The following is a 26567-nucleotide window of genomic DNA, read 5'->3' on the forward strand; positions in this document are numbered from 1 at the left end:
TGGGCTGGCCGATGTTCATGTGGGCAGCTTCAGCACGTTGGATGCAAGAATGTTGCGCTGGATCTCGTTGCTGCCGCCGTAGATCGTGGCTGGGCGGGCGTTGTAGAACGAGGTCAGCGCATCGACCGGGCCGCCGGGCAGTTCGATCGATCCGGGTGTGCCGCCGTTGGCGCCCATGATGTCCACGAGCAGGTCAGCGAGGCGCGAATAGGTTTCAGTGGCGAAAATTTTGAGCATGGAGACATCCGGCCCAAGCGTTTCGCCGCGCTTGACCTGTTCGATGAAGCGGCCGTAGAGCGCGCCGAGGTCGGCCACGTCGAGCGCGAGCTTGGTGTAACGATCGACGAAACCCGCATCGTCGAACAAGCCGAGGCGTTCGGCGGCCTCTTGCACGCGCGCCAGGGCGTATTGGCTTTGCTTGGGGCTGCCAAGGAAGATGCGCTCGAAACCCAGCAATGCCTTGGCGATCGTCCAGCCCTTGTTGAGCTCGCCTACGATGTTGGTGCGCGGCACGCGCACGTTTTCGAGGAACACCTCGCAAAAATCCTCACCACCCGCGATGTTGCGGATCGGGCGTACGCGGATGCCCGGCGTTTGCATGTCGGCCAGCAAAAAGCTGATGCCTTCTTGCTTCTTGGCGGACTTGTCGGTGCGCACGAGCAGGAAGATGTGCGTCGCGTCCTGCGCGAGCGTGGTCCAGATTTTTTGTCCGTTGACGATGAAGTCGTCGCCATCGAGCACGGCCTCGGTGCGCAGGCTCGCGAGGTCCGAGCCCGAGTTGGGCTCGGAATAGCCCTGGCACCAGATGTGTTCGCCCGCAAGGATTTTGGGCAGGTAATAGGCGCGCTGCTCCTCGGTGCCGTACTGGATCAGCAGCGGGCCGACCATGGTGATGCCCATGTCGGGCGCGCGGCCCACGCCCCAGCGCTCCTGCTCTTCGATGAAGATGATGAGCTTTTCGGGCGACAGGCCCATGCCGCCATACTGCGTGGGCCAGCTGGGCGCAAGCCACCCCTTTTGGGAGAGTTTGAGGTACCAGTCCTTGATCTCGGCCCAGCGCAGGCGGCGTTTGGGGTAGCGTAGTTCGCTCGGATATTCGGCTTCGAAAAATGCGCGCACCATGGCGCGGAAGCTCTCGTTGTCCATGGCGTTCCAGTCGGTGCTGGAGGGGGCTGTTGCTGCGGTGTTCATGCGTGTTCCTGCTCGGTGAGGTTGCGGGTGAGGGCGGCGTAGCGGCGGCGCTGCTGCGTGCCGTTGCCCAGCCAGGCCGAGAGCACCAGGGCGCGCTGCAGGTACAGGCCCAGGTCGTATTCGTCGGTGACGCCGATCGCGCCATGCAGTTGCACGGCCTCACGCGCCACCTGCAGGCCGGCGTCGGAGGCGCGCGCCTTGACGCGGCTTGCCATGGCCGAGCGCGCCGTGGCGGACGTGTCGGGGTGGTCGAGCAGGGCCAGGGCCTGCGCGAGCACGCTCGCGGTCAGCTCTTGCTGGATCAGCAGGTCGGCAGCGCGGTGCTGCAGCGCCTGAAAGCTGCCGATGGGCTTGCCGAATTGCACGCGTGAGCGCAGGTATTCGAGCGTCATGGCGAACATGCGGCGGATCAAGGCCAGCAGTTCGGCGCTCGTGAGCACCAGGGTTTCGTCGTAGGCGCGCGTCAGCGCGGCAACGGCCGCAGGGCCTTCGGCCAAAAGGTTTTGCGCCGGCACGCGCACGTCGGCGAGCTCGACTTCGGCGGCATAGCTGCCGTCGGCCAGCGGGCGGCTGTGCAGGCTCAGCCCCGCGGCATCGGCAGGCACCCAGACCAGCGCCAGGCCCTCAGCACCTTGGGCGCTGACGATGAAGCCGTCGGCGCCCGCGCCGGGACGCACATGGCGCTTGTGGCCCTGCAATTGCAGGCCATGCGCCGTGCGCTCGAGCCGGGTGCTCGCATGTTCAAGGTGGTCTTTGGCGCCGGTGAGGTCTTCCTGCCAGGCCACGGCCGGCAGCAGCGTGCCAGCGGCCAGGTCGGCCAGCAACTGGTTCGCGAGTGCGCCTTGGCCTGCGTGTGCGAGCAGGCGGCCCGCGAACACGAGTACGGGCACGACGGGCTCGGGCGCTACCTGCGCCGCGAGCGCGCCGGCCACTTCGGCCATTTCAGTCAGGCCCTGTGCATAGCCGCCCTGTGCCTCGGGCACCAGCAAACCCGTCCAGCCCTGTTCGGCAAGCGCGGCCCAGAAACCACGGTCGAAGCCGGGCAACTGCTGGCGCAGCGCGCGGGCGCGCGTGAGGGGAGATTCCTTGCTGGCGAAACTGAGGGCGCTTTCACGCAAGAGAGAGAGTTGTTCAGCGCGTTCGCTGTCGGTGGTGGTGCTCATGGTCGGATCGGTTCTGGCATGAAAGAAGAGTTTGAGATCTGGCAAGGAGCCGCAAGCCGCTTGGAGCAGCTGGCACAAAGCCGGCGGCAGGCAAAAGCCATGGGTGGTTCAGTACGATTTGGGCAGCCCCAGCACCTTCTCGGCGATGAAGCACATGATGAGCTGTGGACTGATGGGCGCGATGCGCGGGATCATGATTTCGCGCAGGTAGCGCTCGACGTGGTATTCCTTGGCGTAGCCAAAGCCGCCCAGCGTGGCCATGGCGCGCTGGCAGGCGTTGAAGCCGGCCTCTGCGGCGAGGTACTTGGCGGCGTTCGCATCGGCGCCGCATTCGAGTTTGTGGTCGTACTTCCAGGCGGCGCGCATGGCCATGAGCTCGGCGGCTTCGAGCTCCATCCACGATTGCGCGAGCGGGTGCTGTATGCCCTGGTTTTTGCCGATCGGGCGGTCAAACACCTCGCGTTCTTTTGCGTATTGCACGGCGACTTCGAGCGCCTTGCGGCCCAGGCCCACGGCTTCGCCCGCGATCAGCACGCGCTCGGGGTTCATGCCATGAAGGATGTATTCGAAGCCGCGGCCTTCTTCGCCGATGCGGTCTTCGACGGGCACACGCAGGCCGTCGATGAAGACCTGGTTCGAATCGACGGCCTTGCGGCCCATTTTGTCGATCTCGCGCACCTCGACGAAGCGGCGGTCGAGATCGGTGTAGAACAGGCTCAGGCCGAAGGTGGGTTTTTTGCACTCTTCGATCGGCGTGGTGCGCGCGAGGATGAGCATTTTGTCGGCCACCTGCGCGGTCGAGATCCAGACTTTCTGGCCGCTCAAGATGTAGTGGTCGCCGGCGCGCTCGGCGCGCGTCTTGAGGCGCGTGGTGTTGAGGCCGGTGTTGGGCTCGGTGACGGCGAAGCAGGCCTTTTCCTTGCCCTGGATCAGTGGCGGCAGCATCCGGCGCTTTTGTTCTTCGGTGCCGAAGACCGCCACGGGCTGCAGGCCGAAGATGTTCATGTGCACGGCCGAAGCGCCCGACAGGCCCGCGCCCGACTGAGAGATGGCCTGCATCATCACCGTGGCTTCGGTGATGCCCAGGCCACCGCCACCGTATTCGGGCGGCAGGCAGATGCCCAGCCAGCCACCGTCAGCGAGCGCGCGGTGCAGCTCGTGCGGAAAGCCGCCGACGCGGTCGCGCTCGAGCCAGTAAGCGTCGTCGAAGCGGGCGCAAATCTTGCCAATGGCCTCACGGATGGCTTCGTGTTCTTTGGGGATGGAAAAGTCCATGGGCGTTTCCTGATGTTTCAAGCAATGGCATAAGCCAAGCGTGTGCCTTGGTCGATGGCGCGCAGGGCATCGAGCTCGGCGGCCACTTCGGCGCCGCCGATCACGTCGGCAGCGATGCCTTGCGCGCGCAAGGCGGCGGCGAGCGTGTTTTCGCTTTCTTGGCCAGCACACAAGACGATGGTGTCCACGGCAAGCGTCTGCGGCGTGCCATTGACGCGCAGGTGCAGACCTTCGTCGTCGATGCGTTCGTAGCTGCAACCCGAGAGCGTGCGCAGATTGCGGCGTGCGAGCTCGGCCTTGAGCGCCCAGCCTGTGGTGAGGCCCAGTGTGCGGCCAGGTTTTTCGGGTTTGCGTTGCAGCAGCGTGACTTCGCGCGGCGCTTCGATGGGGGCCGGTTGCGTGAGGCCCCCGGGGGCATCGGGCGAGGTGTCCACGCCCCATTCGGCGAAAAAGGCTTGCACGCTTTGCTGCGCTTCGTGCGGGTCGTGCAGCAAAAAAGCGGCGACGTCGAAGCCTATGCCGCCTGCGCCTATGATGGCCACGCGCCGGCCCGCCTGCACCTTGCCTGAAAGGATGTCGCCATAGCCTGCGACTTTGGGGTGTTGGATGCCGGGAATTTGCGGCGTGCGCGGGCGCACGCCGGTGGCCACGACGATGCGCTCGTAGTTTCCCGCGGCCAGCGTGGCGGCATCGGGGCGCGATTGCAGGCGCAGCTCGATGCCGTGGCGTTCGATGCTATGCCGGAAGTAGCGCAGCAGTTCCTCGAACTCGCTCTTGCCGGGCACGGCCTTGGCCAGATTCAGCTGGCCGCCGATCACCGGGCCGGCCTCGTAGAGCGTTACCGCATGGCCGCGTTCGGCCGCCGTGATCGCGCAGGCCAGGCCGGCGGCGCCGGCACCGACGACGGCCACTTTGCGCTGCGCCCGGGGTGGCGGCAGGCGCGCAAATTCGAGCTCATGGCAGGCGCGCGGGTTCACGAGGCAGGTGGCCGGGCGCTCGGCGAAGATGTAGTCGAGGCAGGCTTGGTTGCAGGCGATGCAGGGCGCGATCTCGTCGGCGCGGCCTTGTGCGGCCTTGTTCACGAAGTGAGCGTCGGCAAGAAAGGGGCGCGCCATCGACACCATGTCGGCGTCGCCACTCGCGAGGATTTTTTCGGCCAGCGCGGGCGTGTTGATGCGGTTCGAGACGATGACCGGGATATCGACGGCTTTTTTGATGCGCGCTGCGGCAAAACGCCAGGCCGCGCGCGGCACCACGTAGGCGATCGTGGGAATGCGTGCCTCGTGCCAACCTATGCCGGTGTTGAGCAGGTCGGCGCCTGCGGCCTGGATGGCTCGTGCGAGGTGCAGGATTTCATCGGCGGGCGCGCCACCTTCGACCAAGTCGAGCGCCGAGATGCGGTACATGAGCAAAAAGCCCGGCCCCACGCGGGCGCGGGTGCGGCGCACGATCTCCAGGGGCAGGCGGTGGCGGTTTTCCATGCTGCCGCCGAATTCGTCGGTGCGGTTATTGGTGCGCGTGACGGTGAACTGGTTGATGAGATAACCTTCGGAGCCCATGATCTCCACGCCGTCGAAGCCGGCGCGCTGCGCGAGCTGAGCGCAGCGCGCGTAGTCGTCTATGGTCTGCCAGACTTCTTGCGTCGTCAGGGCGCGCGGTGCGCGTGGGTTGATCGGCGAAGGAATCGCAGAAGCGCCGACGGGGTGGGCGATTTTGGCGTAGCGCCCCGTGTGCAGCACTTGCAGAAGAATCTTGCCGCCCGCGGCGTGCACGGCGTCGGTGACGGGTTTGAGCTCGTCAGCCTGCTCGGGCGTCACGAGCATCGGGCCGTTTTCGTCGAGCCGGCCGTCGCTGCAGGGCGCATAGCCGCCCGTGACGATCAGCCCGGCGCCGCCACGCGCGCGCTCGGCGTAAAACGCGGCCAGGCGTTCGATGGGATGGTCGAGCGATTCGAGGCGCGTGTGCATGGAACCCATCAGGGTGCGGTTGCGCAGCACATGGGCGCCAGCCCGCAAGGACGAAAGCAGCGTCGGAAAGGTGGTGGCGGTGGCGTCGTGCATTGCGAAAGTCCCCTGGAGTAATGTCTAACTAACAACTGTTCGGTGCTATTATAGGGCCTAGCAGCCTGTCGGACTTTGGGCGTCGATAGCGAGAATGCGCCCCAGCGAGGCCAGTTTTTGCCGGATTCGCAGCCCCATAGTGGTGCTATGGGGCAAGAAGCCGGTAAAAAATGGGCCGCTGCGGCGCATTCGCAGCCGACGACTCCAAAGTCCGACAGGCTGATAGCTTTGCGCTCCAGCGCGTTGCTCGTGCAGCGATTGTTTCGTGACGGGCGACGGGTTGCCGCAGGTGGTTTCAGCAACATTTCCCCAGGAGGCCCTACGATGATCTTGAATGACGACCAGATTGCGCTGCGTGACGTGGCGCGGCGCTTTGCCCGTGAAAAACTGCGCCCTTACTATCAAAAGCGAGAGTCTGAGCCAGGCATTGACCGGGCTTTGTTCCGCGAAATGGGCTCGTTGGGCTTGATTGGTGTCGATCTGCCGCAGGAGTATGGCGGGCTGGGTGAAAGCGGTGTGACCGCAGGCGTGATCATCGAGGAAATCGCCTACGCCGACTTCAACGTGAGCTACCTGCAGCTGCTCGGCTCCTTGATGGGCGCGATCATCCACGCCAATGCCTCGCCCGAGCTCGCGCGCACCTGGTGCAGCCGCATCGTTGCGGGCGAGGCCATCGTGGCGCTGGGCCTGACCGAGCCGCGCGGTGGCTCGGACGCGGCCAATCTGCAGCTCAAGGCGCGCCGCGACGGCGATGAATACATCCTCTCGGGCGAGAAAACTTCCATTACGTTCTCCGATCAGGCCGATGCCATCGTCCTCTTTGCGCGCACCGGCAAGCCCGAGGACGGCGCGCGCGGCATCAGTGCCTTCCTCGTCGATCTGAACCAAAAAGGTGTGCAGCGCACGCGCTTCAACGACCTGGGCAGCAAGATCATCGGCCGCGGTTCGGTCTTTTTCGACGACGTGCGCGTGCCTGTGGCCAACCGCCTCGGCGAAGAAGGCAAGGGCTTCACGCAGGTGATGCAGGGCTTCGACTTCAGTCGGGTGCTGATCGCGCTGCAGTGCGTCGCCGCAGCGCAGGCCTCGATCGACGAAGCCTGGGAATACACCAAGGAGCGCCACGCCATGGGTGCGCCGCTCGCGCAGTACCAGGGTGTGAGCTTCCCGCTCGTGGAGTTCGAGACGCAGATCGCCGCGTGCCGCCAGCTCTGCTACCACGCGCTGGCCCTGCGCGACGCGGGCATGCCGCACACGGCGGAGGCCGCGATGGTCAAGTGGATGGGCCCCAAGACCGCGTTCGACGCCATCCACCAGTGTCTGCTGACGTTCGGCCACTACGGCTGGTCCATGGACTTGCCGCACCAGCAGCGCCTGCGCGACGTGATGGGCCTGGAGATCGGCGACGGTACGGCGCAGATCATGAAGCTCATCGTGGCGCGCGAGCGCGTGGGCCGAGCCGCGGTGCAGTACGCGAAGGAGAACAAGTAAATGAGCGAATCCCCTCCGGTGATCGTCAGCCGCAGCGGCGCGGTGGGTGTGATCGAGCTCGCACGGCCCGACAAGTTCAATTGCCTGTCGCTGGCCGTGCACGCCGCACTCGAGGCGGCCATCGACGACTTCGAAAAGCCCGGCTCCGGCGTGCGCGCAGTCTTGATCCGTGCCCAGGGCAAGCATTTTTGCACCGGCGCCGATCTCGACGAGGTCAAGTCGCTGCGCAGCGACCAGGCCAAGATCGAGCACTTCATCCGCTACGGTCACAGCGTGCTGCGCCGGCTCGAAGCGAGCCCCTTGCCCATCGTGGCAGCCTGCCAGGGGCTGGTGCTCGCGGGTGGTACCGAGTTGATGCTCGCCTGTGACGTGGTCTTTGCCGCCAAGGACGCGCGCTTCGGCGACCAGCATGCGCAGTTCGGCCTGGTGCCGGGCTGGGGCGGCAGCCAGCGCTTCCCACGCATCGTGGGCCTGCGCCGCGGGCTGGACTTGTTCTTCACGGCACGCTGGATAGACGCCGATATGGCGCTGCAGTGGGGCTTGGTGAACTACGTGGTCGAGCCCGAAAAACTCGCGGAAGCGGCGCTCGAATACTGCACCAAGATCACCACGCGCAGCCGCGCCGGCATTGCCACCATGAAGCGCCTGGCGCGCGAGGGGCTCGAAGGCTCGCTCGCCGATGGCCTCAAGCTCGAACAAGACATCGTCACGGGTGCCTTGCTCAGCGAGGACGTCAGCGAGGGTTTGGCGGCCTTCGAAGGGCGCCGCGCCCCTGTTTTCAAGTCCTGAGTCAGGACGTCCCGCGCAGCGTGCGTGGTGTCTCCGGCCTTCGCCGGGGCCATGCGCGCTTCGCTCCCGTGCTTTTCGACACCGCACCATGACCATTCTTTCTTCACGCATTTCCACGTCGGACGAGGAATTCCGGCGCAACCAGGAAGCCTACGAGGCAGCGCTTGCCGACTTGCAGGCGCGGCGCCGGCGTGCGCTCGCGGGTGGGCCGCCCAAGGCGCGCGAAAAGCACCTGGCGCGCAACAAAATCCTGCCGCGCGAGCGCGTGGAAGTGCTGCTCGACCCGGGTTCGCCGTTTCTCGAAATCGGCATGCTCGCGGGCGAAGACATGTACGAGGGCGTGCCGCCCGGCGCGAGCATCATCACCGGCATCGGCCTGGTGCAGGGGCGCCCGTGCATGATCATTGCCAACGACGCCACCGTCAAAGGCGGCACCTACTACGGCATGACCTGCAAAAAGCACGTGCGCGCGCAGCAGATCGCGTGGCAGCACCGGCTGCCGTGCATCACGCTGGTGGACAGCGGCGGCGCCTTTTTGCCCGACATGGCCAACATCTTTCCCGACGCGGGGCAGTTCGGCAGCATCTTCAACAACCAGGTGCGCATGTCGGCCGAGGGCATACAGCAGATCGCCGTGGTGCTCGGGCCTTGCACGGCCGGCGGCGCCTACATCCCGGCGCTGTGCGACGAGGTCGTGATCGTCAAGGAGCAGGGCTACATGTACCTCGGCGGCCCCGAACTCACGTTTGCCGCCACGGGCGAGACCGTGGATGCCGAGTCGCTCGGCGGCGCCAAGATGCACTGCAGCGTGAGCGGCGTGACCGACCACATCGCCGAGGACGACCGCCACGCGCTCGCGATCACGCGCGAGATCGTGCGCGACCTTGGCGAGGTGCCCAAGCCGCGCTGGACGCGCCAGCCCTCGCTGCCGCCGCGCTACGACCCGCGCGAAATCTACGGCATCATCAGCCGCGACCCCAAATTCCCCACCGACACGCGCGAAATCCTCGCGCGCTTCGTCGATGACAGCCGCTTCCAGGAATTCAAGCCCCTGTATGGCGACACCCTGCTCACGGGCTTTGCGCGCATCCATGGGCACGAAATCGGCATCCTCGCGAACCAGGGCGTGCTGTTTCCCGAAAGCGCGATGAAGGCGGCGCATTTCATCGACCTGTGTTGCCAGCGCGACATTCCGCTGTTGTTCATGGCCGACGTCACGGGCTTCATGGTCGGGCGCGCGGCCGAGCAGGCCGGCATCGCCAAGGCCGGCGCGAAGATGATCACGGCCATGGCCTCGGCCAACGTGCCCAAATACACCATCATCATCGGCGCCTCGTATGGCGCGGGCTATCTGGCCATGTGCGGGCGGCCGTTCAACCCCACGGCCATGTTCGCCTGGCCCACGGGCCGCGCCGCGATCATGGGGCCCGAGCAGGCCGCCACCGTGATGGCGCTGGTGCGCCGGCAGATCAACAAGAGCGAGGGCAGGGAGTGGACGCCCGAGGAAGAAGAGGCTTTCAAGGCGCCCGTGCGCAAGATCTATGAGGACTTCCAGCCCGCGAAGAATTTTTCTTCCAACCTGTGGGTGGACGGCATTCTCGATCCGGTCGAAACACGCGACGCGATGGGCCTGCTGCTCGACCTGGCCTCGCGCACTGCGGCCAAGCCGACGCCGTTCGGCATCTTCCGTTTCTGAGAGGCTGAGAGTTTTGCTTACGGGCAGTGCCGACGCACCGGGTTTGTGTGCCGCTGCGGCGGTTCTCTTCGATCCACAGAGTTTCACGAGATGATCAAAAAAGTCCTCATTGCCAACCGCGGCGAAATCGCCTGCCGCATCGCGCGCACCTGCCGCAAGCTCGGCCTCGAAGTGGCCACCGTGCATTCGAGCGCGGAGCGTTTTGCGCGCCACGTGCGCGAGATCGGTGAATCGGTCGAAATCGGCGGCGCCGCGCCCGCCGAGAGCTATCTGCGCATAGACGCCATCGTGGCGGCTGCACGCCGCGTCGGTGCTGATGCGGTGCACCCGGGCTACGGCTTTTTGTCTGAAAACGCCGACTTCGTGCGCGCGCTCGACGCCGCGGGGCTGACCTTTATCGGCCCGCGCGCCGAAACGATGGAGCGCATCGGCGGCAAGGCCAGCGCCAAGATCGAGGCGCAGCGCGCCGGCGTGCCGGTGGTCCCCGGCAGCCCCGGCGGCATGAAAGACCCGGCCGAGGTGCTGCGCCTGGTGCGCAGCATGCCGCTGCCTGTGCTGCTCAAGGCCGTGGCCGGCGGCGGGGGCCGCGGCATGGCCGTGGTCGAGACGCTCGACGGCCTCGAAGGCCGCATCGAGAGCGCGATGCGCGAGGCTGAAAAGGCTTTTGGCAACGGCGAGCTGATCGTCGAGCGCTACCTGCCGCGCGTGCGCCACATCGAGGTGCAGGTTGCAGGCGACGGCCAGGGCCAGGCCATTCATCTATTCGAGCGCGAATGCACGCTGCAGCGCCGCCACCAGAAAGTGATCGAGGAGGCGCCCTCGGCCGGCCTGCCCGAGCCGCTGCGCCAGGCGATCCTGGCCGACGCGGTCAAGCTCGCCGCGAGCGTGGAATACCGCGGCCTGGGCACGGTGGAGTTCGTCGTCGCGGGCGACGAGTATTTCTTCCTCGAAGTCAACCCGCGCCTGCAGGTCGAGCACCCGGTGACCGAAGAAGTCACGGGGCTCGATCTGGTCGCGCTGCAGTTGCAGATCGCCGACAGCGGCGCCTTGCCGCTCACGCAGGACGAAGTGCGCTGCACGGGCCATGCGTTCGAGGCGCGGCTGTGCGCCGAAGACCCGGCCGCGGGCTTTCTGCCGGCCACGGGGCGTTTGCAGCTCGTCGATTTTTCGCGTGCCGGGGTGCGCATCGAGTCGGGCGTGGAAAGCGGGGACGAGATCTCGCCGTACTACGACTCGATGATCGCCAAGCTCATCGCGCATGGCCCCGACCGCGACGCCGCGCGCCGCGCTTTGCTCGCCGGCCTGCGTGCGAGCACGGTGATCGGCCTGCCGACCAACCTGCAATTTTTACAGGAGCTGCTCGAATGGCCGCAGACGCGCGATGCGAGCTTTCACACGCGGCTGATCGACGAGCGTTATGCGCCGGGTGCGGCCGCTGCGAGCGCTGCCGCACCGGGCAGCGCCGTGCCGATCGAACATCTCGCGGCCGCGGCGCTTTACTGGCATGGGCAATGGCGCGCGCAAACGCCCGAGCTCGGCTGCTGGACGCTGGGCGGCCTTACGGGCTGGCGCTTGAATACGGGCGCCATTGCGCCGGCGCCGCAGCCTGCGCTCGTGCTCAAGCAGGGTGCGAGCGAGTGGCCGGTGCGCTTTTCGGGCGTCACTGCGCAGGGCAGCTACCGGCTGCGCATTGGTGATGAAGAAATCGAGGCCACGCAGCGCCAAATCGGCGCAGGCCGCTATCTTTTGCTGTGCAAGGAGCACGCGCTGGAGCTCACGATCTGCGGCGCTTCTGAACAGATCGAGCTTGCGAGCGCGCTCGGCACGGCGGTGCTCTCGGCCACGTCCTACCTCGGCGGCGCGGCGAGCGACGCCGCGGCCAGCGGGCAGTTGCTCGCGCCCATGATGGGCAAGGTCGTGGCGGTGAAGGCGCAGACCGGCGACGCCGTCGTCACCGGGCAGACCGTGGTCGTGCTCGAATCGATGAAGATGGAGCTGCACGTCACGGCGCCTTTCAACGGCAACGTGAGCAGCCTGCGTTGCCAGGTGGGCGACATGGTCGAGCGCCACCAGGTGCTGGCCGAGGTCAGCCCGGTCTGAAGCTGAAAAATCACCCAAGGAGACCACCGTGAGCGACTTGCCCCGTTCCGTAGAGTTCCACGAAGAAGGCCCGCGCGAGGGTTTTCAGATGGAAAAGCAAACCTTCCCGCTGGCCGACCGCGTGGCGCTGATCAACGCCTTGTCGGCCGCCGGGCTCAAGCAGATCCAGGTGGCTTCGTTCGTGAGCCCGCGCGCGGTGCCGCAGATGGCCGACGCGCCCGAGCTGTTCGCGGCGATCACCAAGCGCCCCGGCACGCGCTACACGGCGCTGTGGCTCAACGACAACGGCTTCGAGCGCGCGCGCGCCTGCGAGCAGGTGGACCTCGACGGCAAGCTGATGTTCTACACCACCGAGCCGTTTTCGCAGCGCAACAACAACTGCAGCGTGGCCGAGGGTCGCGAGCGCCAGCTCGGCTGGCTGGACCGCTACATCGCGCTGGGCATCCCGGTCGAAAAAGCCTACGTGATCACGGCCTTCGGCTGCAACCTCGGCGGCCCCGTGCCGGTGTCGGCCGTGACCGACCACATTCGCTGGCTCATCGATGCCTGTGCCGACCGCAGCGTGCCGCTGCCCGCGCTCTACCTGGCCGACACCATGGGCTGGGCCAACCCTGAAGAGATCAAACGCCGCATCGCCGCGGTGCGTGAGCTTGCGCCCGACGCGGCCATCGGCCTGCACCTGCACGACACGCGCGGCGCGGGCGGTGCCAACGTCTATGCGGCGCTGCAAATGGGCGTGCGCCTGTTCGACAGCTCGGTCGCGGGCCTGGGTGGCTGCCCGTTCGCGGGGCACAAGCACGGCGGCGCGGCAGGCAACATCTGCACCGAAGACATGGTGTTCATGTGCGAGGAGATGGGCATAGAAACCGGCATAGACCTCGAGGCGCTGATCGAGGCCGCGCGCCTGGCCGAGCGCATCATCGGCCGCCCGCTCTCCGGGCACGTCATGCACAGCGGCTCGCTCAAGGCTTTTCGCGAAGGCGCTGCAGCGCACTGAAAAAATGGTTTTTTACTATTGAAAAAGAAGCTGCTAGCGCAGATGAATAAAGCGCCAATTGCTAGTTTTGTTTGTATATTTTTGTTATGAAATCTATAGCAATTCCCTGTGCCCGCAAACCTGCCCTGCAGCACCGGGCCTGTCGTCCAAGAGGTGGTGACCATGGCCGTGCTTGAGTCGCACATCGACGTGCGCGGCGCAGCGTTCGCGCAGAACCTGCGTTTTCACCGCGAAGAAATCGCGCGGCTGCGAGAGCGCTTGCGCGCGGCTGCGACGGGCGGGCGCGACGCGCACATCCGGCGCCACCGTGCGCGCGGCAAATGGCTGGTGCGCGAGCGCATCAACTTCATCGTCGATGACGGCACGCCTTTTCTGGAGCTTTCGCCGCTCGCGGCCTGGGGGCAGTACGGCAACGAGGTGCCGGGCGCGGGCATCGTCACCGGCGTCGGCATCGTGGCCGGGCGGCCCTGCATGTTCATCGCCAACGACGCGACCGTGAAGGGCGGCTCGTTCTTCCACGAAACCGTGAAAAAGCACGTGCGGGCGCAAGAGATCGCGCAGCGCCTGCGCCTGCCGTGCCTGTACCTCGTCGATTGCGGCGGCGCTTACCTGCCCGAGCAGGATCGCGTTTTTCCCGACAAAGACCACTTCGGCAACAGTTTTCACCGCCAATGCCGCATGTCGCAAGACGGCATCCCGCAGCTTTCCGCCGTGTTCGGCGGCTGCACCGCCGGCGGCGCGTACATTCCGGCGCTCTCCGACGAAGTGATCATGGTGCGCGGCAACGCGCGCATCCACCTGGGCGGCCCCTCCATCGTCAAGATCGCGATCAACGAGACGGTCGATGGCGAAACCCTGGGCGGCGCCGAGATGCACACGCGCGTTTCGGGCGTGAGCGACTACCTGGCCGACGATGAGGCGCAGGCGCTCGCGCTGCTGCGCCAGGTGGTGGCCAAGCTGCCGCCCGAGCCGGGCGCGCTCGCGCTCGTGCCGCCGCTGGCGCCGCGTCCGCCGCGCTATGACCCGGCCGAGCTCGACGGCATCGTGCCCGCCGACCCCAAGCAGCCCTACGATGCGCGCGAAATCATCGCGCGCCTGCTCGACGGCAGCGAATTCCACGAGTTCAAGCCGCTGTGGGGCGAGACGCTGGTCACGGGCTTCGGTGTGCTGCACGGCCAGCCCGTGGCCGTGCTCGCGAACAATGGCGCGCTCATCGCCGAGGCGTCGCTCAAGGGCGCGCACTTCATCGAACTGGCCAACCAGCGCGGCGTGCCGCTGCTGTTTTTGCACAACATTGCAGGCTTCATGGTCGGCAGCGAGGCCGAACGCGCCGGCATCGCCAAACACAGCGCGAAGATGGTTTATGCGCAGTCGTGCGCGCGCGTGCCCAAGCTCTCGCTGGTCGTGGGCGGCTCGTACGGCGCGGGCAACTATGGCATGTGCGGGCGCGGTTTCGAGCCCGAATTTTTGTTCGCCTGGCCGAGCGCGCGCGTGGCCACCATGAGCGCCGACATCGCGAGCAACGTCATGACCGAACTCGCGCGCTCCAACCTGCGCGGTCCGGCCGACGAGGCGCGCGTGGCCGAGGTCGAGCGCCAGGTGCGCGAACAATATGCGCGCCAGAGCGACCCGTATTACGCCACTTCGCGCCTGTGGGACGACGGGCTCATCGAGCCCTCGGCCTCGCGCGACGTGCTGGGCCTGGCGCTCGCGCTCGCCATGCGCCGCAGCGTGCCGCAGACGGCGACGCCCGTGTACCGCATGTAAGCCTTCCGCAAAAAGAAAGAAAGTCCGATCGATGACCACTCCGCATTTCGAAACCCTGCTGCTCGACATCGACGCGCGCGGCATCGCCCGCCTCACGCTGAACCGCCCCGACACGCACAACGCGCTCAACGCCACGCTGATCCATGAATTGCACCGCGCCGCCGAATGGCTGGGCCGTGCTGACGGCGTGCGCGCCGTGGTGCTCACAGGCGCGGGCAAGACCTTCTGCGCCGGCGGCGACCTCGGCTGGATGCAGGAAAACATGAAGAAAACCCGCGCCCAGCGTGTCAGCGAAAGCGGCGACCTCGCGCGCATGCTGCGCGCCCTGAACGAGATGCCGCTGCCGCTGATCGGGCGCATCAACGGCCCGGCTTACGGCGGCGGCGTGGGCATGATCTCGGTGTGCGACATCGCCATCGGCGTCGATAGGGGCGTGTATTCGCTCACCGAGGTGCGCCTGGGCCTGCTGCCCGCGAACATCGCGCCCTACGTGGTCGCGCGCATGGGCGAGGCGAACGCGCGCCGCACCTTCCTCACGGCGCGGCGCATGAGCGGGGCCGAGGCGCGCAGCCTGGGCCTGCTCTCCGACGTGGTGAGCGCCGAGCAGCTCGACGCCGCCGTCGAGCGCGAGATCGCCGACCTGCTGCAATGCGCGCCCGGCGCCGTCGCCGCGACCAAAAAGCTCATCGCCTACGTGCACACGCACGACCTCGACACCAACATGATCTACACCGCCGACAAGCTCGCCGACGCCTGGGAAACCGACGAGGGCCGCGAAGGCATCACGGCATTCTTTGCCAAACGCGCGCCGTTCTGGCGCCAGGGATGAGCATGTTCGACACCTTGCTGATCGCGAATCGGGGGGAGATAGCATGCCGCATCGCGCGCACCGCGCGGCGCATGGGGATGCGCACGGTGGCGGTGTATTCCGATGCCGACCGCGACGCGCTGCACGTGAGCGTCTGCGACACGGCGGTGCGCATAGGCCCGCCAGAGGCCGCGCGCAGTTATCTCGACGCTGCAGCCATCGTCGCGGCGGCGCGCGCGAGCGGGGCGCAGGCCATCCACCCCGGCTACGGCTTTTTGTCCGAGAGCCTCGCGCTGATCGAGGCTTGTGAAGCGGCGGGCATCGCCTTCGTCGGGCCCTCGCGCGAAGCCATACGGCGCATGGGCTCGAAGATCGAGTCCAAGCGCATCGCGCTCGCAGCCGGCGTGCCCGTGGTGCCGGGCTACCACGGCGACGCACAGGACGAGGCCACGCTGGTCGAAGCCGCTGCGGCCATCGGCTACCCCGTGCTCATCAAGGCCTCGGCGGGCGGCGGCGGCAAGGGCATGCGCGTGGTGCGCAGTCCGGTCGAGTTCGCGCTGGCGCTCGCCACCGTGCGGCGCGAGGCGCAGGCCGCGTTCGGCGACGACCGCGTGCTGCTCGAGCGCTACCTCACGCTGCCGCGCCACCTCGAGGTGCAGCTGCTGGGCGACAAGCACGGGCACCTCGTGCACCTGTTCGAGCGCGAATGCTCGATCCAGCGCAACCACCAGAAGGTCATCGAAGAAGCCCCCGCCCCGCACCTCGCGCCCGAATTGCGCGACGCGCTCTTGCAGCACGCGCTGACCATGGGCCGCGCCATAGGTTACGACAGCACGGGCACGATCGAATTCATCCACGACAGCCACACCGGCGAGAGCTTCTTCCTCGAAATGAACACGCGGCTGCAGGTCGAGCACCCCGTGACCGAGCTCACGGTGGGCATGGACTTGGTCGAATGGCAGCTGCGCGTGGCCGCGGGCGAGGCGCTCGCGTTCACGCAAGCGGACATTGCACAAAGCGGCTGCGCGATCGAGGCGCGCGTGTGCGCCGAGAACCCCGCCGCCGGTTTTGCGCCAGAAATCGGCCGCCTGATCCGCTACGAGGAGCCCAGCGGCCCCGGCATCCGCGTGGACAGCGGCGTGCGCACGGGCAGCGAAGTTTCGCTGTTTTACGACTCGATGCTAGCGAAAGTGATAGCGCACTCCGCAGACAGGGAGGGCGCTGCACGCCGATTGGTGCACGCGCTCGAGCGCACCGTGGTGCAGGGCGTGCACAGCAATCTGGAGTTCCTCGCCGACCTGGTGCGCCACCCGCACTTTGCGCAGGTGCTCTCGACGAACTACATCGCGCAGGCTTTCCCGCAGGGCTGGGCGCCGCGGCCGGAAGGTGAGCTGATGCGCGTCGCCGCAGCGCTGCACGGCGTGCTCGCGCGCCAGGCGGCGGCCGGCCCCTCGCCGTGGCAGTCGCTGGGCGCCTGGCGCCTGCCCACGGCCGCCAAGCCCGAGGGCACCCGCGTGCTGCTGCAAAACGCCGCGGGCCAGATCGTGCAAGCCCAGGTGTGGCCCGAGGGCGAATTCTGGTGCGTGCAGCTCGACCAGTCCGTGGCGCCCGACCAGCCGCCCGGCCAAGGCGAGGGCGAAGGCCCCAGCGAAGGCGAGGGCGCCGCCACCTACCGCGTGCAGGCGCGCTGGACGCCCGATGCGCTCGAGCTGCGCAGCGACGACGCCTTCGTGCGCTACGTGGTGGCGCAACAAAAGGGTGAGCAGGGTGAGCAGCTGTGGCTCACGGGCGCGGGCATCACACGCGCCTGGCACTGCGTCGATCGCTGGCAGCGCGCGCTGCGCGGCGCCGCTGGGGCGCACGAGCACAGCGGCAACCATCTGCGCGCGCCCATGCCGGGCATGGTCACGCAGGTGCCCGCGCAGGTCGGCGCGCAAGTGCAGGCTGGCGAGGTGCTGGTGCAGATGGAGGCGATGAAAATGGTGCACACGCTGAGCGCGCCCGCGCCCGGGCGTGTCGCCGAAGTACGTTGCCGCGCGGGCGACGCCGTGCGCGGCGGCGACGTGTTGGTGGTATTGGAAACAGAGGAAAACGCATGACAAACAACGACCCGATTTATTTCGACGAGCCACACCGGCAATTCCGCGACAACCTGCGCCGCTTCGTCGAGCAGGAAATCGTGCCCAAGGCCCTGCCCTGGGAGGACGAGGGCATGGTGCCGCGCGCGGTGTTGCGCACCATGGGCGAGCTCGGCTACCTGGGCATACGCTACCCCGAGCAATATGGTGGCTCCAATCTCGACACCGTTTACAGCGCGATCCTGGCCGAGGAGCTGGGGCGCTCGACTTTCGGCGGCTTTGCCGTCACGGTGCTCGTGCACACCGACATGGCCTCGCCGCACCTGGCCAACTACGGCAACCCCGAGCAGCTCGCGCGCTACCTGCCGGGCGTCACGCGCGGCGAAAAAATCTGCGCCGTGGCCGTGACCGAGCCCGACGCTGGCTCGGACGTGGCCGGCATCCGCACGCGCGCCGTGCGCGATGGCGACCACTGGGTGCTCAACGGCAGCAAGATCTTCATCACCAACGGCGTGCACGCCGACCTGTACTTCGTCGGCGCCAAGACCGACACCACGGCCAAGGGCTCGCGCGGCATCTCGATCTTCATCGTCGAAAAGGGCACGCCGGGCTTTCGCGTCGGGCGCAAGCTCAACAAGAGCGGCTGGCTGTGCAGCGACACGGCCGAGCTCGTGTTCGAAAACTGCCGCATCCCGGCCGCGAACCTGCTCGGGCAGGAGAACAAGGGCTTTTACCAGATCATGCGCAACTTCCAGAACGAGCGCATCGTGCTCGGCGCGCAGGCCGTGGGCGAGGCCGCGCGCGGTATCGAGCTGACGCTGGACTACGTGCGCCAGCGCAAGGCTTTCGGCGCCACGCTGTGGGACAAGCAGGCGATCCGCCAGCGCCTGGCGATGCGCGCCTCGCAAGTGGCCGCGGCGCGCCAGCTCGTCTATCACGCAGCCTGGCTCGATGCGCAGGGGCGCGAATGCGTCAAGGAAGTTTCCATGGTCAAGTCCTTGTGCGGCGAGCTCGTCAACGAGGTGCTCTACGACTGCCAGCAGTTCCACGGCGGCTTCGGCTACATGCGCGAGGCTGCGATCGAGCGCATGGTGCGTGACGCGCGCGTCGAAGCGATCGGCGGCGGCGCCACCGAAGTGATGCTCGAAGAAGTGGCCAAAAGGCTATGAACGCGCCCGCTGCTCCCGCTGCTGTCGCGGCACCCGCCGATGCAGAGGCAAACACGATCGCCGGCCTGCCGCTGCGCGAGGTCTTGCCCGGCATTCTGATGTTCACCCTGCCGGTCGAATACGGCATAGACCATGTCAACGTCTATCTGATCCAGGACGGCGCGGGCTGGTGCTTGTTCGACACCGGCTCGGACTGCGCCTCGGCGCGCCAGCTGTGGGAGCAGGCGCTCGCCGGGCCGCTGCAGGCCGGCTTGTCGCGCATCATCGTCTCGCACCACCACCCCGACCACATGGGGCTGGCCGTGTGGCTGCACGAGCGCACCGGCGCGCCGATCTGGATGCGGCCCGAGGAAGCCCACGTGGCCGAGCAGATGCACGTGCGCCGCGCTGAAGACCAGGCCGAGTGTGTGCGCTTCATCTGCCGCCATGGCCTGTCTGAGGCAGATGCCAAGGCCGTGGTGCACGACGTGCTGCAGGCCAGCATGGCCTGCGCCGTGCCCGAACATATCGAAACCATAGCACCCAATGCAAGGATCGCCATCGGAAACCACGTTTTCGAGGCCCTGGTGCTCGGCGGCCACAGCGTCGCGCAGGTGTGCCTGTACGAGCCGAACCTCAAGCTGCTGCTCACGGGCGACCAACTGCTCGAGCGCATCACGCCCAACATCGGCGTGTGGCCTTATGGCGAGACCGATCCGCTGCCGCGCTACCTCGACAGCCTGCGCACCATCGCCAAACTCGACATTGCCCACGTGCTGCCCGCGCACCATCGCGTGTACCAGGCCGGGGTGCAGCGTGCCCATGCGCTCGTGGCGCACCACGAGCGCGCCTTGCGCAAATTCCTGGCCAAGCTCAGCGCCCAGGGCATGAACGCGGCCGAACTCGGCCTGGCCGTCTATGGCGACCAGCACGAAGTGCTACATGCCTATCTGGCGATGGGCGAGACGCTCGCGCACCTGCTCTGGCTCGAACGCCAGGGCCATGTGCGGCGTGAAGAAACGCCCGCGCTCACGCGCTGGTATCCGGGTGCGAAGGCGGCAGAATTGCCCACCCTCTCACTTTCTTGAAGGATTGCGATGACAGATACGACGACAACGCCCGCGGAACAAGAATTGGTGGCGCGCTGGCAGAAATACATCCACGCCTCGCCCTACAACCGCGAGCTCGGTGTGCTCCCGCACGCCGCGCAGCCTGACTGGTTCGTGCTCAAGATCGATTACCAGGACTTTCTGGTCGGTGACCCGAAAACGGGCGTGATCCATGGCGGCGTGATCACGGCCTTGCTCGACGCGGCCTGTGGTTTTTCCATCTTCATGAAGCTGCCTGAACTCAAACCCATGGCGACGCTGGACTTGCGCATGGACTACCTCAAGCCCGCGACGCCAGGGCGCACGATCTTCGGCGGGGCGGTGTGCTACAAGCTCACGTCCGAGCTCGCGTTCGTGCGCGGTGCGGCCTACCACGACTCGCCCGACGACCCCTTTGCCATGGCGGTGGGCATTTACATGTTCACCTCGGGGCGCCCGGTGATCACCGAAAAAGTGGGAGGCATGCAATGAGCTGGGCCGACCGCATCAACCAAGCCCGCGCCAACAACGACTGGCGCCCGCTGATCGACGCCGTGCCGTTTGCGCGTTTCCTGGACCTGCGCATCGACGTCAAGGGCGAAGAGTTCACCTGCATCCTGCCGTTCCAGGAAAAACTCATCGGCAACCCCATCCTGCCGGCGCTGCACGGCGGCGCTACGGGCGGTTTTCTCGAATGCGCGGGGATTTTTTACCTGCTGTGGCACATGGACAGTCAAGAGCTGCCCAAGACCATAGACTTCAGCATCGACTACCTGCGCTCGGGCCGCCCCAAAGACACCTACGCCAACGTCTTCATGGTCAAGCAGGGCCAGCGCGTCGCCAACCTGCGCATCCAGGCCTGGCAGGAAAGCCCCGACAAACCCATCGCCCTCGGCCACGGCAATTTCATGCTGCGTGGCTGAGCGCCCACTACAAGTCCAAACCCAGGAGATTTTCATGGCACAAGCCACTTATCGTTCCGTCTTCCGCCCCGGCCTTTTTGCCGGCCAGACCGTGATCGTGACCGGCGGCGGCAGCGGCATAGGCCGCTGCACCGCGCACGAGCTCGCTAACCTCGGCGCCACCGTGGCGCTGGTGGGGCGCAGCATGGACAAACTGCAGAACGTGCAGGCCGAGATCGAGGGCGCTGGCGGCAAGGTCAGCATCCACTCGTGCGACATCCGCGACGAGCCCGGCGTCAAAGCCATGGTGGCCGACGTGCTCGCGCGCCACGGCAAGATCGACGGCTTGGTGAACAACGCGGGCGGCCAGTACCCGCAGCCAGTCAAGGACATCAGCTTCAAGGGCTGGGAGGCCGTGGTGCGCAACAACCTCACGGGCGGCTTTCTCGTCGCGCGCGAGGTGTTCAACCAGTGCATGGAGCAGCACGGCGGCGCCATCGTGAACATCATCGCCGACATCTGGGGCGGCATGCCCACCATGGCGCACAGCGGTGCGGCACGTGCGGGCATGCTGTCGTTCACGGAAACGGCGGCCTGCGAATGGTCATCCTCGGCAGTGCGCGTGAATGCGGTCGCGCCCGGCTGGATCGCCAGCAGCGGCTTCGACACCTACAGCCCCGAGATGCAGGCCCACCTGCGCTCGCTCAAAACCAAGGTGCCGCTGCAGCGCTACGGCACCGAGGCGGAAATTTCCGCCGCCATCGTGTTCCTGCTCAGCGAGGCAGCGGCCTTCATCACGGGCTCGTGCATCCGTGTCGATGGCGGCGTGCCCAACGCGCGTCCCACCTGGACGCTGCAGCCGCACGACCGCTCCAAACCTTTCGAAGGCTTTTTGCTCGCCCAGCCACCCAAGTGCCTGAGCGTCAAGGACTGAAACCATCCCATTGCCAAGCACCCCAGACATGTCGGCCTATTTGGCGCCAGGAAAATTCGTCGATAGCGACCATCCGGCCGTCGTCGCCTTTGCGCGCCGTGTCGCTGATCCGGCCATGTCGCCGCGCGAGATCGCCGTCAAGCTCTACTATGCGGTGCGTGATGAGTTCATCTACGACCCGTATTACTTCGACGTATCCGAAGAGGGGCTCAAGGCCAGCCATGTGATAGCGGCCGGGCGCGGCTTTTGCGTGCCCAAGGCCGCCTTGCTCGCAGCCGCTGCACGTGTGCTGGGCGTGCCCGCGCGCCTGGGCTATGCCGACGTGCGCAACCACCTCACGAGCAAGCGGCTCTACGACATGATGGGCACCGATCTGTTCATTTTTCATGGCTATACCGAGCTGTGGATCGACGGCCAATGGCGCAAGGCCACGCCGGCCTTCAACCGCTCGCTGTGCGAAAAAGCCGGCATCCATCCGCTCGAATTCGACGGCAGTGCAGATTCGGTGTTCCACGAGTTCGACTTGAGCGGGCGCCGCCACATGGAATACGTGCACGATCGCGGCAGCTACGCCGACTTGCCGCGCGAAGAACTCCTGAAGGCCTGGAGCGAGCACTACAAGTCCTTCTCGGAGTGGGGAGAGGTCGCAGCCGAGGCCGGTGCCGACTTCGAAAAAGAGGTGAGGGCCGGGGCGTGAGCGGGCGGCGCGAATTTTCCGGTTTTGCCGGGGGGCCGCTGGTCGCGGACGTGTACGGGCCCGAGGGCGCGCCTGCGGTGCTGCTGCTGCATGGCGGCGGTCAGACGCGCCACGCCTGGGGCAACGCGGCCCAGGCGCTGGGTGCGGCGGGCTGGTACACCGTGGCGCTCGATCTGCCGGGGCATGGCGAAAGCGCCTGGGCGCGCGACGGCGACTACCGCATCGAAACCCTGGCGCGCACCATGTGCAGTGTCTGGCGGCAAATCGGCGCACCGCTCGCCGTGGTCGGTGCCTCGCTCGGCGGCCTTGCGAGCATGGCGGCCGTGGGGCTGCCCGATGCGCCACCGATCAACGCGCTGGTGCTCGTGGACATTGCGCCGCGCATGGAAGAAGCCGGCGTGGAGCGCATCGTCAGCTTCATGCGCGCAAAGCCCGAAGGTTTTGCCTCGCTCGAAGAGGCCGCGCAGCACATCGCGGCCTACCGCGGCAAGCCCATGACGGGCCCCCTCGAGGGTTTGAAAAAAAACCTGCGCCTGAATGCGCAGGGCCGCTGGATCTGGCACTGGGACCCGCTCATGATGAGCGAGGCCAACCACAACCACCGCCGCGATGCCGAAAACTACGAGCGCGCCTTGCGCGGCCTGCAGTCCCCCACCTTGTTGATCCGCGGCCAGCGCAGCGACGTGATCACCAAGGAAGACGCCGAGGCCCTGGTGAAAACCCTGCCGAATGCGCGCTTCGTGGATTTGCGCGATGCGGGCCACATGATTGCGGGCGACGCGAACGACGCCTTCACTGCGAGCGTGCGGGAATTTTTGTCCGAGGTGATGCCGCCGTCGCCGGCTTCGGCCGCGGCAGTGGCAGCGACGTAGGTGCTCGCGGTTTGAGCGGAAGTTTGGAGGAGACGAACATGGACATACGATCTTTCGGTTTGCACGATGCGATTGCGCGCAACGCCCTGGTGCACGGCGCGCGCACGGCACTGGTCTTTGAGGGCCAGCTCACCACCCACGCCGAGTACGCCGCGCGCGTGGCGCAGCTTGCGGCGGGGCTTGCGGCTGCGGGCGTGGGGCGTGGCGATCGCGTCGCGATCCTCGCGCAAAACTGCCCCGAATACCTGGACCTGTTTGGCGCCGTGGCGTCCCTGGGCGCGATCCTCGTGCCCATCAACTGGCGCCTGTCGGCCGAAGAGGTGGCCTACATCGTCGGCGACGTCGCGCCCAAGCTGCTGGTCGCGGCAGACGAGTTCAAATCCCTGCTTCCGGCACGTCTGGAGGGCGTAACGTGCTATGGTTTTGGTGGGCAGCAGGCGCCATGGCGGACGCTCGAATCCTTGTATGCGGGCGATGCTGGCGCGCCCAAGGAGCTGGCTGCCGCGGTGAGCGACGACGCGGGCGTGGTCATCATCCACACGGCCGCCGTGGGTGGGCGCCCACGCGGGGCGCTACTGTCGCACCGCGGGCTGATGCTTGCCGCGATGCAGACCCAGCTCGCCTGGGGCCTCACGCCCAAGGACGTGAACCTGGGCGTGTTGCCGCTGTTTCACGTCGCGGCGATCGGCTTCTGGCTTGCGACGCAGCTGGCCGGCGGCAGCACGCTGCTGCTCACGCGCTTCGACCCGGCGGCGCTCGTGCGCCACATCGACGCGGACGGCGGCAGCCTGATCGGCACTTTCCCACCCATGCTCGGCGCCTTGCTCGATGCGGCCGCGGCGCAGGGCTCGGCGCTCGCGCACCTACGCATCGTCTCGGGCATAGACGCGCCCGAAACGCTGCAGCGCCTGCGCACCGTGTGCCCGCATACGCGCTTTTGGAGCGCTTACGGCCAGACCGAGACCTCGGGCTGGGTCAGCATGGCGCCTTTCGACGAGTGCCCGGGCAGCGCAGGGCGGCCTGCGGGCCTGAACCGCGTGGCCATCGTCGACGATCTGGACCAGGAGGTGCCGCTGGGCGAAACCGGCGAAATCGTGGTGCGCGGCCCCCTGGTGTTCCAAGGTTACTGGCGCCTCGATGAAGACAACGCCTTCACGTTTCGCAACGGCTGGCACCATACGGGCGACATGGGGCGCCTCGATGCCGAGGGCTATCTGTGGTACAGCGGTCGCTCGCCGGCCAAGGAGCTCATCAAGCCTGGCGGGGAAAACGTCTATCCGGCCGAGGTCGAGCGCACCTTGCTCGAACACCCGGCGATCGCCGAGGCCGTCGTGATCGGCGTGCCCGACGCGCAGTGGGGCGAGGCGATCAAGGCGGTGTGTGTGCTCCAGCCGGGGCAGTCGGTGGCGGCCGAAGCGCTGATCGAATTCGTCGGCACGCGCATCGCACGCTACAAAAAACCCAAGCACGTGGTGTTCGTGCCGCAGCTCCCCAAAGATGCGAGCGGCAGGATCGACCGCGCGGCCGTGAAGGCCGCGCACGGTGGCTTGTGAGCTTGCGAATGTCAACCCGGCGTGCTCAAACCGCCGTTGACGCTCAACGTCTGGCCGGTGATCGCGTCGGATTCGGGCCCGGCAAAAAATGCCGCCGCGTTCGCGATGTCCTGGCAGTACACCGGAAACAGCATGCGCTTGCGCAGGTTGTCGAGCATGCCCTTGCCGTGGGCACCGGCTTCGAGGGCTTGCGAGCCTTTGCCCCAGCGCGGCTCGGCGTCCCAGATGTAGCTCATGGCCACGGCGTTCACGCGGATGCCGTCGCGTCCGAGTTCGCGCGCGAGCACGCGGCACATTTGCATCATGCCGGCAGTGGCGCCGCCGATGAAGGATTCCCCCACCGTCGCCACGCGCCCGGCGTCGGTGCCGATGGCAACGATCTTGCCGTGCTTTTGACCCGCCATGACCTGCGCGCAGGCCTGGATCACGTAGGCGCGCGTGAGCCAGTGAGCGCGAATGTAACTGTCGAAATCCTGGTCGCTCATTTCTTTGAAGAGCCGAAACGAGGGCGAATCTGCGCTCGCACCCGCGCCGCTGGCCACGAGAACGTCGATGCGACCATGCTGCTGGGCAACGCGCCCGACCATCGCGCGCACGGCTTCACTCTGACCCAGATCGGCGGCCTCGAACGAGGCTTTTCCGCCCTGCGCGGCGATCTCCTCGACGACGGCCTGGCCGGCCACGGCATTGCGGCCGTTCACGACCACATGGGCGCCGCGGCGCGCGAGTTCGATGGCAATGGCGCGGCCGATGAAGGCCGTAGCGCCTGTGACGAGGGCGATTTTTCCTTCGAGTGCGCGTGCATTGGTAGGGTTGGGGTGCATGGTGTGGTGTCCTTGTCTCGTGAAACACCCGATTGTGTGCAAAGCAGTCCAATCCGACATAGGGTTTGCCCTAGCAGCCTGTCGGACTTTGGAATCGTCGGCTGCGAATGTGCCGCAGCGGCCCATTTTTTACCGTCTTCTTGCCCCATAGTCCCGCTATGGGGCGGCGAATCCGCCAAAAACTGGCCTCGCTGGGGCCCATTCTCGCTATCGACGCCCAAAGTCCGACAGGCTGCTAGGGCGCGACCTCACACATTTTTAACTACGCAAAGGAGACTTTTCATGAATTCAGCAAACACCACGCGGCGCTACAAAACCCACCGCCGCACGATCACCGAGACCGATATCGTTACTTTCGTGAACGTCGTCGGTCTGCATGAGCCTTTTTTCATCGACATGGAATACATCCAGCAGAACATGGAAGGCGCGCACCGCAAACGCTTCGCGCCCGGCCCCATGATCATCTCTCTGGGCATGGGGCTGCTGGCAACCTACGTGTCCGAGATCATCGCGAACACCCTCAAGGAGCAGGATGTGGGCCCGTTCGGCGGCATGACGGGGCTGCAGGCGCGCTTGCGCGGAGCGCTGTTTCCCGGCGACACCATCCACGTCGAATGCGAGCCACGCCTGCTGCCCAAGACCTCGCGCGGTTACACACTGATGGAGCTGCAGCATTGGGTGATCAACCAGCATGGCGAGGCGATCGCCGACTTCACGGAAACCCTGACTTTCCTTCCCAAGGAAAGCCATTCATCATGAAGTTCCCTGCATTTTTCGCTTGAGAGACCCATAAGACATAAAGGAGACAAGTGATGTTCGAACCCCAACTGCCCTCCCATTTGCAAGCGCGCTACCAGGCCAGTGGCCACTGGCACAACAAGACGCTGCTGGACTATCTCGACGAAGTCGCACCCTCGCGGCTCGACAAAGTCGCGGTGACCGACATCAACAGCATGACGGGGCGCAAAAATTCTGTTTCTTACCGGCAGCTGCTGCAAACCTCCAAGCGCATCGCCCTGGGCCTGATCTCGCTGGGCGTGGAGCGTGGCGACGTGGTGTCGTACCAGCTGCCCAACTGGTGGGAATTCATCGCCCTGCACCTGGCCTGCCTGCACGTGGGTGCCGTCACCAACCCCG

At 66.4% G+C, this 26567-nt stretch carries 23 protein-coding genes; 18 read left to right on the forward strand and 5 right to left on the reverse strand.

What is annotated here, in order from left to right:
* Positions 1-15 precede the first annotated feature (15 nt).
* From DFR45_RS08475 to DFR45_RS08490, 4 genes are all read right to left on the reverse strand, one after another.
* Positions 16-1191 carry an acyl-CoA dehydrogenase family protein gene (locus DFR45_RS08475; protein ID WP_114483280.1) on the reverse strand — a complete coding sequence of 392 codons (1176 nt, stop codon included), beginning with the start codon at positions 1189-1191 and terminating at the stop codon, positions 16-18.
* Complete coding sequence (locus DFR45_RS08480; RefSeq protein WP_114483281.1) at positions 1188-2354, reverse strand: acyl-CoA dehydrogenase family protein; 1167 nt, start codon at positions 2352-2354, stop codon at positions 1188-1190. The genes DFR45_RS08475 and DFR45_RS08480 overlap by 4 nt, the downstream gene beginning before the upstream one ends.
* Positions 2355-2462: 108 nt before the next feature.
* Positions 2463-3629, reverse strand: coding sequence for an acyl-CoA dehydrogenase family protein (locus tag DFR45_RS08485; protein WP_114483282.1), 1167 nt, complete (start codon positions 3627-3629; stop codon positions 2463-2465).
* Positions 3630-3646: 17 nt separating this feature from the next.
* Positions 3647-5689: an oxidoreductase gene (locus DFR45_RS08490; RefSeq protein WP_114483283.1), complete on the reverse strand. Its 2043-nt coding sequence runs from the start codon at positions 5687-5689 to the stop codon at positions 3647-3649.
* Positions 5690-6013: 324 nt separating this feature from the next.
* Between DFR45_RS08490 and DFR45_RS08495 the strand changes: the two genes are divergently transcribed.
* The 16 genes from DFR45_RS08495 (at position 6014) to DFR45_RS08570 (ending at position 24606) form a co-directional block, all read left to right on the forward strand.
* Entirely contained in the window at positions 6014-7177 is a 1164-nt protein-coding gene (locus DFR45_RS08495; protein ID WP_114483284.1) for an acyl-CoA dehydrogenase family protein, read from the forward strand.
* On the forward strand, positions 7178-7966 hold the full coding sequence (locus DFR45_RS08500) for an enoyl-CoA hydratase/isomerase family protein (RefSeq protein WP_114483285.1): 789 nt from the start codon (positions 7178-7180) through the stop codon (positions 7964-7966).
* An 88-nt stretch (positions 7967-8054) separates the two neighbouring features.
* Positions 8055-9662 carry a carboxyl transferase domain-containing protein gene (locus tag DFR45_RS08505; RefSeq protein WP_114483286.1) on the forward strand — a complete coding sequence of 536 codons (1608 nt, stop codon included), beginning with the start codon at positions 8055-8057 and terminating at the stop codon, positions 9660-9662.
* A gap of 90 nt (positions 9663-9752) precedes the next feature.
* The gene (locus DFR45_RS08510) at positions 9753-11762 is read left to right on the forward strand and encodes an acetyl/propionyl/methylcrotonyl-CoA carboxylase subunit alpha (RefSeq protein ID WP_114483287.1); all 2010 of its coding nucleotides are present in this window, start codon (positions 9753-9755) and stop codon (positions 11760-11762) included.
* A gap of 28 nt (positions 11763-11790) precedes the next feature.
* Complete coding sequence (locus DFR45_RS08515; protein ID WP_114483288.1) at positions 11791-12759, forward strand: hydroxymethylglutaryl-CoA lyase; 969 nt, start codon at positions 11791-11793, stop codon at positions 12757-12759.
* Positions 12760-12921: 162 nt separating this feature from the next.
* Positions 12922-14526 carry an acyl-CoA carboxylase subunit beta gene (locus DFR45_RS08520; protein WP_114483428.1) on the forward strand — a complete coding sequence of 535 codons (1605 nt, stop codon included), beginning with the start codon at positions 12922-12924 and terminating at the stop codon, positions 14524-14526.
* 31 nt (positions 14527-14557) lie between these two features.
* Positions 14558-15355, forward strand: coding sequence for a crotonase/enoyl-CoA hydratase family protein (locus tag DFR45_RS08525; protein ID WP_114483289.1), 798 nt, complete (start codon positions 14558-14560; stop codon positions 15353-15355).
* Positions 15352-17433 carry an ATP-binding protein gene (locus DFR45_RS08530; RefSeq protein ID WP_241659452.1) on the forward strand — a complete coding sequence of 694 codons (2082 nt, stop codon included), beginning with the start codon at positions 15352-15354 and terminating at the stop codon, positions 17431-17433. The genes DFR45_RS08525 and DFR45_RS08530 overlap by 4 nt, the downstream gene beginning before the upstream one ends.
* Positions 17430-18581, forward strand: a complete 1152-nt coding sequence (locus DFR45_RS08535) for an acyl-CoA dehydrogenase family protein (RefSeq protein WP_114483290.1) — start codon at positions 17430-17432, stop codon at positions 18579-18581. Before DFR45_RS08530 ends, DFR45_RS08535 begins: the two co-directional genes overlap by 4 nt.
* Positions 18578-19648 carry an MBL fold metallo-hydrolase gene (locus DFR45_RS08540; protein ID WP_114483291.1) on the forward strand — a complete coding sequence of 357 codons (1071 nt, stop codon included), beginning with the start codon at positions 18578-18580 and terminating at the stop codon, positions 19646-19648. The genes DFR45_RS08535 and DFR45_RS08540 overlap by 4 nt, the downstream gene beginning before the upstream one ends.
* Positions 19649-19657: 9 nt before the next feature.
* Complete coding sequence (locus tag DFR45_RS08545; RefSeq protein ID WP_114483292.1) at positions 19658-20140, forward strand: PaaI family thioesterase; 483 nt, start codon at positions 19658-19660, stop codon at positions 20138-20140.
* Positions 20137-20571: a PaaI family thioesterase gene (locus DFR45_RS08550; RefSeq protein WP_114483293.1), complete on the forward strand. Its 435-nt coding sequence runs from the start codon at positions 20137-20139 to the stop codon at positions 20569-20571. Before DFR45_RS08545 ends, DFR45_RS08550 begins: the two co-directional genes overlap by 4 nt.
* 34 nt (positions 20572-20605) lie before the next feature.
* A complete protein-coding gene (locus DFR45_RS08555) occupies positions 20606-21484 on the forward strand; it encodes an SDR family oxidoreductase (protein ID WP_114483294.1) in 879 nt (292 codons plus the stop codon).
* Positions 21485-21512: 28 nt separating this feature from the next.
* On the forward strand, positions 21513-22181 hold the full coding sequence (locus tag DFR45_RS08560) for a transglutaminase-like domain-containing protein (RefSeq protein WP_114483295.1): 669 nt from the start codon (positions 21513-21515) through the stop codon (positions 22179-22181).
* Positions 22178-23053, forward strand: coding sequence for an alpha/beta fold hydrolase (locus tag DFR45_RS08565; protein ID WP_114483296.1), 876 nt, complete (start codon positions 22178-22180; stop codon positions 23051-23053). Before DFR45_RS08560 ends, DFR45_RS08565 begins: the two co-directional genes overlap by 4 nt.
* Before the next feature lie 38 nt (positions 23054-23091).
* Positions 23092-24606: an AMP-binding protein gene (locus DFR45_RS08570; RefSeq protein WP_114483297.1), complete on the forward strand. Its 1515-nt coding sequence runs from the start codon at positions 23092-23094 to the stop codon at positions 24604-24606.
* Positions 24607-24617: 11 nt separating this feature from the next.
* Here DFR45_RS08570 and DFR45_RS08575 read toward each other — a convergent pair whose 3' ends face one another.
* Positions 24618-25430, reverse strand: coding sequence for an SDR family NAD(P)-dependent oxidoreductase (locus tag DFR45_RS08575; protein ID WP_158636998.1), 813 nt, complete (start codon positions 25428-25430; stop codon positions 24618-24620).
* 282 nt (positions 25431-25712) lie between these two features.
* Between DFR45_RS08575 and DFR45_RS08580 the strand changes: the two genes are divergently transcribed.
* The gene (locus tag DFR45_RS08580; RefSeq protein WP_114483299.1) at positions 25713-26189 is read left to right on the forward strand and encodes a MaoC family dehydratase; all 477 of its coding nucleotides are present in this window, start codon (positions 25713-25715) and stop codon (positions 26187-26189) included.
* 53 nt (positions 26190-26242) lie between these two features.
* Positions 26243-26567, forward strand: a 325-nt coding sequence (locus tag DFR45_RS08585; RefSeq protein WP_147269961.1) for an AMP-binding protein, incomplete at its 3' end; no start/stop codon positions are given.

The organism is Extensimonas vulgaris (genome assembly GCF_003337425.1).
In the GTDB taxonomy this organism is placed as follows: domain Bacteria; phylum Pseudomonadota; class Gammaproteobacteria; order Burkholderiales; family Burkholderiaceae_C; genus Extensimonas; species Extensimonas vulgaris.

Coding starts and splice junctions, on each gene's coding strand:
- DFR45_RS08475 (WP_114483280.1), bottom strand. CDS start 1,191: ATGAACACCGCAGCAACAGCCCCCTCCAGCACCGACTGGAACGCCATG.
- DFR45_RS08480 (WP_114483281.1), bottom strand. CDS start 2,354: ATGAGCACCACCACCGACAGCGAACGCGCTGAACAACTCTCTCTCTTG.
- DFR45_RS08485 (WP_114483282.1), bottom strand. CDS start 3,629: ATGGACTTTTCCATCCCCAAAGAACACGAAGCCATCCGTGAGGCCATT.
- DFR45_RS08490 (WP_114483283.1), bottom strand. CDS start 5,689: ATGCACGACGCCACCGCCACCACCTTTCCGACGCTGCTTTCGTCCTTG.
- DFR45_RS08495 (WP_114483284.1), top strand. CDS start 6,014: ATGATCTTGAATGACGACCAGATTGCGCTGCGTGACGTGGCGCGGCGC.
- DFR45_RS08500 (WP_114483285.1), top strand. CDS start 7,178: ATGAGCGAATCCCCTCCGGTGATCGTCAGCCGCAGCGGCGCGGTGGGT.
- DFR45_RS08505 (WP_114483286.1), top strand. CDS start 8,055: ATGACCATTCTTTCTTCACGCATTTCCACGTCGGACGAGGAATTCCGG.
- DFR45_RS08510 (WP_114483287.1), top strand. CDS start 9,753: ATGATCAAAAAAGTCCTCATTGCCAACCGCGGCGAAATCGCCTGCCGC.
- DFR45_RS08520 (WP_114483428.1), top strand. CDS start 12,922: ATGGCCGTGCTTGAGTCGCACATCGACGTGCGCGGCGCAGCGTTCGCG.
- DFR45_RS08525 (WP_114483289.1), top strand. CDS start 14,558: ATGACCACTCCGCATTTCGAAACCCTGCTGCTCGACATCGACGCGCGC.
- DFR45_RS08530 (WP_241659452.1), top strand. CDS start 15,352: ATGAGCATGTTCGACACCTTGCTGATCGCGAATCGGGGGGAGATAGCA.
- DFR45_RS08535 (WP_114483290.1), top strand. CDS start 17,430: ATGACAAACAACGACCCGATTTATTTCGACGAGCCACACCGGCAATTC.
- DFR45_RS08540 (WP_114483291.1), top strand. CDS start 18,578: ATGAACGCGCCCGCTGCTCCCGCTGCTGTCGCGGCACCCGCCGATGCA.
- DFR45_RS08545 (WP_114483292.1), top strand. CDS start 19,658: ATGACAGATACGACGACAACGCCCGCGGAACAAGAATTGGTGGCGCGC.
- DFR45_RS08550 (WP_114483293.1), top strand. CDS start 20,137: ATGAGCTGGGCCGACCGCATCAACCAAGCCCGCGCCAACAACGACTGG.
- DFR45_RS08555 (WP_114483294.1), top strand. CDS start 20,606: ATGGCACAAGCCACTTATCGTTCCGTCTTCCGCCCCGGCCTTTTTGCC.
- DFR45_RS08560 (WP_114483295.1), top strand. CDS start 21,513: ATGTCGGCCTATTTGGCGCCAGGAAAATTCGTCGATAGCGACCATCCG.
- DFR45_RS08570 (WP_114483297.1), top strand. CDS start 23,092: ATGGACATACGATCTTTCGGTTTGCACGATGCGATTGCGCGCAACGCC.
- DFR45_RS08575 (WP_158636998.1), bottom strand. CDS start 25,430: ATGCACCCCAACCCTACCAATGCACGCGCACTCGAAGGAAAAATCGCC.
- DFR45_RS08580 (WP_114483299.1), top strand. CDS start 25,713: ATGAATTCAGCAAACACCACGCGGCGCTACAAAACCCACCGCCGCACG.